This is a genomic window from Rhizobium sp. TBD182, assembly GCF_001950375.1.
GTDB classification, from domain to species: domain Bacteria; phylum Pseudomonadota; class Alphaproteobacteria; order Rhizobiales; family Rhizobiaceae; genus Agrobacterium; species Agrobacterium tumefaciens.
Genome location: NZ_BDLN01000022.1, coordinates 1 through 9,004, shown reverse-complemented (window position 1 = coordinate 9,004; position 9,004 = coordinate 1). Strand labels below are relative to the sequence as shown.

Sequence of the window (9,004 nt, the reverse complement as noted above, 5' to 3'; positions counted from 1 at the left end):
TTCAACATTCAGGCAGGACAGATCGCCGACAAGGACGTCATCCGCAAGGGCATCTGCGACATCATAAAAGGCGTGTAAGGCACGGCTTGAAGACACCCGGTACAGCAGCACCTCGAAGCTGGCCTTGCAATCTCCGCAGCCGGCAACAGGCGGCGCGAAAGGAACTAAGCGCCGCCTGCCGGGCTCTATCAGGACTTCATGTTCAGCAACTCAGGAAAATCGTAGTACCGCAGCCGCTTGTCACGGCAGCGGTAGTCATTCTTTGAGGCGTCCACGCTCACGTTGTGTTTCAAGGCTACGCCGATATAGGACCAATTCGGATCTGCACGTTCCGCCGTCCGCGTGCAAAAAGCATAAATCCGCCTTTCAGGATCGAGCAGAACTACGCTCGAAATCTCGGCTTTCGTGAAATCCCCGGGTTTGATGGTTCCGCGCAATGCGTCCACGTAGTCACGTTTAATCGATTTGGACGGAGGGCGCTGCGAATCCAAAACCGATTGTGGTGCCGGAGTTTGGCAGCCAGTCAATGACATCGCGGCAGCACAGAGAAGTAAAGCTGTCCTCATTCAATTCAATCCCCAAAAATAAAAGCACAACACGCACAATGTACAGGCGGCGTTGTTCGTCAGACACAGCCTGCCGTCGTCGAAAAAAGCGGGTGAATGCTTCCCGGCGTCCGTCCTTCCTGCCTTCTACGAACACAAGAATATCGGGAAGCTTCAAAGCTTTTCCAGCTTGGCAAGAAAAAAGCGATCACTCCAAAGATCCGTGGATTTAAGCTCAGCTGGACGAAGAAACCGCCGAACATCCCCGGCAGCCTCTTTCCAGTCGATACGTTTGATCGTTTCTGAAAGAGCCGTTTTCAGCCAGGCGGCATCTACATGGACAGTCTCATCTCCCGCCCATGGACCGGCCTGCATCAGCGCATTGCGCAAAAGGTCCAGATTCGGCGAAACGCTGCGAGACACATACCAGGAGAAGTCAAACCAATCACGCCCCTTGAGAAAACCACGACATAGCAGAGCGTGTATCTTGAGCGCAAAATTGGAAGGCAAATCCTGGTGGCGGACCTCATAATCAGCCGGAAAATCAAGATAGGTAGTTGCCTCACCCGATCCCGCAGGCGGGTTAACGTCGATCTCAAGCTTGATACGAATTGTTTTGGGTCTCCCTCTTCCCACAAAGGACAGATCCAATTGGCTCGCAATGGAGTCATCCTTGATAACGGCCTGCCGGATCGCCGTGTCCATCCGCACCTTGGGATGCGCCTCCAGCTCCAGGCCGAATTGGCTGACAACATCCGTCAGAACCTTAAGATAAGGAGACCAGTTGAAGCCGGCGTCGGGGACCCGTAGAAGGAAATCGAGGTCCTCGGAAAAACGGGGCAGGCCATGAAGAATGCGAAGGCTTGTGCCACCCTGAAAAAGAGCCACATCGAAAAAATCGCCTCGCCACAAAGCGTAGAGTACGACCTCCTGGAGTATCTCCTTGACGGCATTCTCTTCCTCTATCGCACTCTCCGCCGCATATTGCCGAAGCTTGTCCCGGATAATTTCAATCATGCCCTGACCTCAAGATCAGACAGACGCCCCAAAGGCATCACCGCGCCTTCCAGCGCCCGGAGAAAGGCATTCGCAGCCTTGTGCTTGTACACAGGCTTCAATGCAGTAAAATCCTTGCGTCGCAATCCGAAAAGGGCATCCTCTTCGATCCTCATACCGACCGTCAGCCAATCAAGTCCGCTCCATTCGACCTTGCGAAGTGCTACCAGATCCATAAGTGCCCGAAGAGGCTGCGCAACAAACGCAATCGAGCCGTTGAGCGGGACACGGTCAACACTCGTCATGAACCGGTAATCGTTGATCGCCAGAGGATGATAGCTGAAGGTCCCAAACCCGGTCGTCGAAAAATCCTGGCTTTTGCGACCAGGTGAGACACTGGCGGTAACAAACACCGCCTCTGGAATCCATCCATGGAACGACAGTGCTGTTTCGAAAGAGATATAGCTCCCCGGCACGAGGTTTTGGGCGACGGCAAACGGATGAACCGGGTCACGTCGATAGCGTCGCGCCAGCACATAACAACCACGCTTCAAGCGGATGAGAGACCCGTCTTTCAAAGCGCGGTTGACAAGGCCATAACGGCGCGCGTCACTGCCGCCCAGCAACTCGGCGAGTTGCCGGTCATTCAGAAACCGATCAGCCAATCCGGCTGCAGAAATCTGGTCTACCAACGAAGACATAATTATTGATACTTCCAATTTATGAAAGTTTCAAGAATTTTTATAATCTTGCGACAAGTGCCGGAACCTGTCCCCATTCACTGAACCAAGCCCGAGAGCTTCTTTCTCGATGGCCTGACAGGCAAAGCTGTGCTTTCCAGCACCGGAAAAAGAGATCCCTAGTGGCCTGCTATCACAACGCGGGAGCATCATAGAAAAGATCACGACAGTTCAGCCAAAGAGGGCAGTCTGGTCTGCTGTTGGCCGGTATTGTTGAAAAAGTCCGGGGACGCCCTTTTAAGCAGCAGAAATGCTGATCAAACTTCGCGGCTAGCCGGTTAAGCCTTTATCGAGGAACCGTATTTGCGATTACTTGAAGGTAGCCTATCAAAAATCGCCCTGATGACCCTCATGGGTTTGTTCGCCATTGGAACGGTCATATTCATATAAAGCTGACCATCTGTCAGCGTGAGATGGATGTTGAAGGGCGCATTGCTGTAACTACCACCATGCCCATGTTTCCATCGTCCCATGCCACGAACAGTCTTGGAATTCCCACCGCTTTTTGTCTCTAAAACAGCAAACCAACCATTGTTTGCGGTTACAGCAGAACAGCGCCTTGTTGCTCGATAGTGAGGTGGTAATTCTCACATAGCCCGGCATTCGAGGCGATTTGCTGCCAGTTTTTTTGCTCATTCATTGCTTTATGGCGCATTCCGCTCAATTTCGAAGAAGCCACTCATCCTGGCAGCTAGGCCGTGGACTCGTTATGACGGAGTACGATGCGAATGCAAGCTAGCTTCGTCATTGCGAGAAACGTCATTCCGAGCTTGTCGTATCGGGTTGCAACCCGTCTGAAATATTTGAGCTTGTTAAAGAAGCGCTCAATGAGGTTGCGCTTTTTGCACAGCCAACGGCTGCGAGATGACATTCAGGAATCGGCTGGTTATGTCCTCGGCCACGATGACGGCGCAGTGGTCGTACTGAGGGTATCGCTTCCGCTCGATGTCCCAGTATTCGATGGTCCTGATGATATGGGATTCATCGGTCGGTCCGAGCTGCAGCTCGACCTCATAGCGGCGATTGGTATCGGGGTCTTGCAGTAGAAGGTCGAGGTCCTGCCTTCGCATGAATTCGCTCCTGAGCGCGGAGAACCAGGTCGCCCAGACCAAGGATGGAGGGATCTTCGGCGATCAGGTGCTGAATCCACTTTTCGGACATCTCCGGATGGTTCCGCATCATGATGCGCTCGGCTTTTGCGTATTTCATAGATCTTGTCCCGAATTGTTCCTGGCGTTGTCTCTTCGGAACTGCGAAGGCGCAAGCATGTGCATCGCATGGCCGTTCGGCCATCAGATTAAGAATGTCGCGTCGCCGAACTGCTCGGACACAAAGCCCAGCTCGACGGGCTCGTCCCGGATGATCCCGCCGATCTTCTCGGCCTGGACAATCAACAGGTCGCGGAGGCTCCCGGCACCTCGATCATCGCCAGTTCGGCGAGCGGGTATCGACGAGCAATGAATGGATAATCGCCCCCTGAAAGGACGGCTTCAGGTATTCTCGCCACGGTCGTTCCTCATGCTGTCCGGACGTCGCCGATGAACTCTTCAAGGGTGATCAGATGAGGCCGGACGGCTTCCGGGTATGACGCATGTATACCAGAGGGCACCACAAGGCGAACACCAGCCTCGACCATCTCGGTGAACTGGGCTTCGGAAACGCCCTCCTGCAGCGTCAGCAGATGCTTGGTCTGTATGCGATCGGCCTCATTGATGATCTGTCTCCAACGATCCTTGCAAGTCGTCTTCGCCGCCAACATCCGCAGTCGGTTCGCGGGAAAGGAGTTGTCCTGGTACGCCGCTACGCTAGGAAACAGGAAGTCCGGGCGCTTGTTGACCTCGATCAGAGGGTTGTGGACGAACGCGGTCCCAGGGGCAAGACCTTCCTCCTCGAAGAGGGCCACCGTGTGATATTCCAGGGACTTCCCTGCCCGGGACTTGCGGCTTTGCAAGATCGTGTTCGCCATACCCAGGAACCCATCGATCGAGTGGAAGCCCTCTTTGATCTTCGGCAACCAGGATGCCTCCTCGATTGACTTGAATATCTCGAACTCGCAGGCGCGGCGCAGCATCAATCTGACATCCACTGGCATGCCGCTCGCGGGCCGTAGGCCGATTGTCTTCTCGATAATGTCTCGACCGGTCGGAAACGCAGTTAGCCACCCTTCCGGTATCTCGTTCGGCTGCAACCAGCACGTCGCGCGGCTCGGGATTGCCGTAAACAGGTCTGCTTGCGGATCCGAAATGCCCGGCCGCCAGATCACTGGAATCTTAGGCTCCACCGGACCCAGACGCTCTTCGACGAAGTCAGCTTCCGTTCCTTCGCCACCGCAAACCCAGACATGGCATTCCGCCGGCGACGTCTCAGTCTCTACTTTGAAAGCAAACACCGCAAGCGCTCCGGTGCTGTCCGGGTCAAGAAGCGCGGACCGGGCGCCGCCGAAACCTGTCAGCCGGGTTTCGTTTCTAGTGCCGCCGTGAAACTTGCCGTTATACCAGATCGCTCTGATGGTCCTGACCTCCGGGTGAGAGTCGAGGTACAACTCGAAAAAGGCGTCAGGCCTTTCGACTTCGGGGCGATTGATGCTTGGAAGCACCTCAAAGAGCACGGGCTTCGGAATGTACGGCCCGGCCTGGTGACTCTTGTTTGCCAACGTGTCGTTGCCAGAAAGGCGCTTCGCGTACCATAGGTAGCCCGGCTTTCCAAACTCGGCCATCCAATCACTCAGGTCGGCTATCGCCATCCCGTATCCCCTCGATTTCCCCCGTCGACTCGGTTGATTCGAGCCACGCTCGGATCCTGTCCACGACCGCGGGAAATGGCAATCTCGTTTTCCCTTTTAAGGCGCATTCCCACACCGTTAGATGTCGCCACCCTAAAGCTTGCAGTTCGCTGCGAACGCGGACGTCACGCTGCCTGTTGCCCTCGATCTTCGCTTGCCAGAAGTCCTGCCTGGACGATGGCATCTTGAAGAGGTGGCAGTCGTGCTGGTGCCAGAAGCACCCCTCGATGAAGATGACAGCCTTTCGTCCGGAAAAAACAAGGTCAGGCTTTCCGGGCAGCCGTTTGTCGTGGATGCGATACCGCAGGCCGAGCGCGAACAAGGCTTTCCGGATGGCGATCTCCGGCTTCGTGTTCTTGCCCTTGATGCCAGCCATCATCTGGCTGCGCTTCTCGGGCGAAACGACGTCCGTCATCAGGCGCGCTTGAGAATGACTTCCTCGACCTCCTGATAGTCCAGGATGTACGGCTTCATGAGCTCGGCGACGGCCTTCACGGCCGGCACGGCAACCGAATTACCAAACTGACGGTAGGCCTGCGTATCGGAGACGGGTATCCGGAAGTCGCTTTCGCCGGGAGCATCAAAGCCCATGAGGCGTGCACACTCGCGCGGTGTCAGGCGGCGCGGGTTCCGGCCGTCGCCACGGCTAATCAGGATCTCGGAGCCGTCCTTATGATAACGAGCGGAAAGTGTGCGGGCGATGCCGTCCGGAGTGAACAGACCGAAGCCGAAGCCATTGCCGGCTGCTTTATGCTTGGCAGCATAGGCTTGAAGGTATGCCCAGAGCTTGTCGGTCAGCGTGTATTTATCGGATACGCGACCGATATTACCGTCCGTGAACGGCTTCTCAGGAGCTTCCTCGCCGTTTTCCGGATGGAGGATCGTCTTGAGGGTCGGCCCCTTCAGGACGTCAGGGATCTGCAGGTCCTCGAAGTTGAAGCCCTGATCCTGCCGGAATCCGACAATGAATATGCGTTCGCGGTGTTGCGGAAGCCACGCCTTCGCATCGAGGATCTTGCACTTGATAGTGTAACCGAGCTGGTTTTCTAGGACGTCCTTGATAATCGCGAAGGTTCGCCCCTTGTCATGGTTGACCAGATTCTTCACGTTCTCTAGCAGGAACGCCTTCGGTCGCTTGACCTCGAGTATGCGCTGGATGTCGAAGAACAGCGTACCCTGCGTCTCGCAGGCGAACCCGTGCGCACGGCCGAGAGCATTCTTCTTCGACACGCCTGCCAACGAAAACGGCTGACACGGGAAACCAGCGAGGAGGACGTCGTGGTCAGGTACATCTTCCGCTTTCAGGTCGCGGATGTCGTCCCAGATCTCATGCTCGTCGTCAGGGTAATTTGCACGGTATGTTACCTGGGAATGCTTGTCCCATTCGCACGTGAATACGCACTTGCCGCCGATAGCGTCGAAACCGCGGCGCAGGCCGCCGATACCCGCAAACAGGTCGATGAATGTGAACGAGTGTTCCGACGGCGCCAGGCAGCGCTCCTGCCGCAGGGACTCGAGCTTATCGGTTATGACCTTCCGCGGTACGTTCTCACCGGAATCCCAGCGGTAAACCTGGCGTTCGTTGTAGCCCAGAAGTTCGGCTGCCTCGGGCACGCTCAGACCGGCTTTCTGACGCAGAACGGAAAAACTTGTCATTGGTATCACCTCGCATTCGCTGGGAGTCTTTCTGACATTTCGGCACGATTCTACCAATAGAACATAAAGGGAACATTAACAAGTTTGTTCCGCCTTAATGGGAGGCCCGTTGATCAGGCGACGTCGATCATCCAATGGGTCAGATCGAAATGTGGTTGACCACCTCTTTGAGGGCTTGATGGAGGACTTCCTGTGAGGCGAGAAACGCAGCCAGATCTCGCTCGGCCTCTTTCTGATTTGACCCTTAAAGTGCCAAGGCGGCGCCCCGCAAGGGCACGATCAGAACCTGCTTCGACACCTGGCTGTCATTGGCTGCATTCACTCCCGCCCATTCGAACGTTACATTCCAGCTTTTCGATATGTTCATCGCAAACGACCTTTACCAGCTCGAGCAGATGCGCGGTGCGCTCCTCTCTCGAGAAAAAACATGCGTTGGCGCCAAATCTATCGATCGACCTTATTACTACTACTACTACTACTACTACTACTACTACTACTACTACTACTACTACTACCACCACTACTACTACTACTACTACTTGGTTTGTGGTCGAAGGACAGGACGACGGCTTTTCAGTTCGACAATTTGCGGCCGTCCAAAGTTGCCGCCTCGACGGCCTGAATGCAATGGCGTCAAAGCGAACCAGTGTCCACTTTCTGAATGAAAACGAACCGGTCTAGCCTCGCTCCATTGACATCTGGCAGCATAGTTATAATGTTTTTTCAAATTCATTATAACGGGATCGAGCGATGAAACAGATTGACCTCGTTTACAGAACAGCGTTCGCTGAACTGGCACAGCGGACGTTCGATGCTCAGTTTCAGGCAGACTTTCCCCTCGAAGGCCGGTTTGTTGCCGTTCCGGTCAAGGGCCGCAATTACTGGTATTTTGATCTCCCTACTCCCGAGGGTAAGGACAAGAGACGCTATGTCGGCCCGCAGGATGACGTCGACATCACGGCTCGGGTGAAAGCCCACAGGCAAGTCAAAGACGACATCCGGGAGCGGCGCAAGCTCGTCGGCATGCTGCTGCGAAGCGGTGGCATGTCCGCGCCGGATCGCTTCGCGGGTGAAGTGACCAAAGCACTCGCTGACGCGGGCCTATTCCGTCTGAGGGCACTCCTTGTCGGTTCTGTGGCTTTCAGCTGTTACTCAGGCCTCCTTGGCGTTCGTCTCCCTGGTACCTCCATGCAAACAGGCGATGCGGACTTTGCGATCTCGGCGGAAGTCGAGGACAGCCTGCCTCCAATCCTAGATCTCCTGAGATCGATAGACAGCACGTTCAGGGCGGTCCCGCACCAGGCCGATAACGCAAAGGTGGTGGCCTTTTCGAATTCGGTAAACTACCGCGTCGAATTCCTGACGACCAACCGTGGATCGGATGACTACACGGGCAAGCCGTCCCCAATGCCTGCCCTTGGAGGCGCGTCTGCTGAAAACTTGCGGTTCCTGGACTTCCTGATCTACGAACCCGTAAGAACGGTACTGCTGCACCGGGAAGGCGTAAGCGTGAATGTCCCCGCTCCCGAGCGGTATGCCATCCACAAGCTGATCGTTGCATCCAGGAGCCGAACGGATGCCCTCGGGCGAGCCAAGAGGGATAAGGACCTCGTACAGGCCTCGCTGCTGTCCGAGGCGCTCGTGGAGACGCGACAGAGCTATTTGCTTGCCGATGCCTACCGCGAAGCGTGGGCACGCGGAGAGGAGTGGCAGGAAGCGATCCTGTCGGGCCTCGTATTAATGCCAGACAACGGCAAGCTCGCGTTGGCAAATGCCCTTGGTGTCACGGTAGACCGACTGGGTAAGGCGTAGGGACATGGAAGCAGAAAAGACAGCACATGCGACCCGGACCTCGCCAAAGATGCGGCGGGCGCTTTCATGGTCGTTGACGCCGCAAACCTGCAGCACGCCTCCGTTTTATGACTTCCCAGCAAAACGCACGTCTGGCGCAGCGACGAAGATGTGCGAAACGCCCTGCTGCAGGCAGCCGGCATGATCCGGGACCTGCACATCGTCCTCGACAGCAAAACCGACATCAGCTTCGCCGAACCTGCCGGTTGACGCTCGGTGCCATCCTCCCATCGTCAATGGCACTTCTTACCGGCGACAATCAGGTCACTGATTTTAGGTTTCATTAACCATACCCGACCACCCTCCTCCCACAGCAACGATGGAGGTTGGTTATGGCTTACGACTGGAATCGCAATGAGCGCGACGACAGGTTCGATGAACTAGCGGCAGGTCTGATCTTCTTCACAATCGTCAGCCTGCTGCTGGCGTCCGCA

At 55.7% G+C, this 9,004-nt stretch carries 9 protein-coding genes and 1 pseudogene; 1 reads left to right on the top strand and 9 read right to left on the bottom strand.

What is annotated here, in order from left to right:
* Window positions 1-188 precede the first annotated feature (188 nt).
* From T18_RS26065 to T18_RS28195, 9 genes and pseudogenes are all read right to left on the bottom strand, one after another.
* Window positions 189-566 (bottom strand): hypothetical protein, encoded by a 378-nt coding sequence (locus tag T18_RS26065; RefSeq protein WP_035253150.1) that lies wholly within the window; start codon window positions 564-566, stop codon window positions 189-191.
* Between the two features lie 153 nt (window positions 567-719).
* A complete protein-coding gene (locus tag T18_RS26060; RefSeq protein ID WP_038493346.1) occupies window positions 720-1,562 on the bottom strand; it encodes a nucleotidyl transferase AbiEii/AbiGii toxin family protein in 843 nt (280 codons plus the stop codon).
* On the bottom strand, window positions 1,559-2,242 hold the full coding sequence (locus T18_RS26055) for a type IV toxin-antitoxin system AbiEi family antitoxin domain-containing protein (RefSeq protein ID WP_038493349.1): 684 nt from the start codon (window positions 2,240-2,242) through the stop codon (window positions 1,559-1,561). The genes T18_RS26060 and T18_RS26055 overlap by 4 nt, the downstream gene beginning before the upstream one ends.
* Before the next feature lie 730 nt (window positions 2,243-2,972).
* Window positions 2,973-3,131, bottom strand: a pseudogene (locus T18_RS26050) (IS5/IS1182 family transposase); the annotation flags it as partial.
* On the bottom strand, window positions 3,106-3,351 hold the full coding sequence (locus T18_RS27360) for a hypothetical protein (protein WP_198848194.1): 246 nt from the start codon (window positions 3,349-3,351) through the stop codon (window positions 3,106-3,108). The gene T18_RS27360 and the pseudogene T18_RS26050, both read right to left, overlap by 26 nt.
* Before the next feature lie 446 nt (window positions 3,352-3,797).
* Complete coding sequence (locus T18_RS26040; RefSeq protein WP_051489706.1) at window positions 3,798-5,024, bottom strand: type II restriction endonuclease; 1,227 nt, start codon at window positions 5,022-5,024, stop codon at window positions 3,798-3,800.
* A complete protein-coding gene (locus T18_RS26035; RefSeq protein ID WP_038493352.1) occupies window positions 5,002-5,478 on the bottom strand; it encodes a very short patch repair endonuclease in 477 nt (158 codons plus the stop codon). Before T18_RS26035 ends, T18_RS26040 begins: the two co-directional genes overlap by 23 nt.
* Entirely contained in the window at window positions 5,478-6,719 is a 1,242-nt protein-coding gene (gene dcm / locus T18_RS26030) for a DNA (cytosine-5-)-methyltransferase (RefSeq protein ID WP_038493355.1), read from the bottom strand. Before dcm ends, T18_RS26035 begins: the two co-directional genes overlap by 1 nt.
* A 244-nt stretch (window positions 6,720-6,963) precedes the next feature.
* Window positions 6,964-7,086: a hypothetical protein gene (locus tag T18_RS28195; protein WP_272870821.1), complete on the bottom strand. Its 123-nt coding sequence runs from the start codon at window positions 7,084-7,086 to the stop codon at window positions 6,964-6,966.
* A gap of 383 nt (window positions 7,087-7,469) precedes the next feature.
* Between T18_RS28195 and T18_RS26015 the strand changes: the two genes are divergently transcribed.
* On the top strand, window positions 7,470-8,531 hold the full coding sequence (locus T18_RS26015; RefSeq protein ID WP_038493358.1) for a GSU2403 family nucleotidyltransferase fold protein: 1,062 nt from the start codon (window positions 7,470-7,472) through the stop codon (window positions 8,529-8,531).
* The last annotated feature ends 473 nt before the right edge of the window (window positions 8,532-9,004 follow it).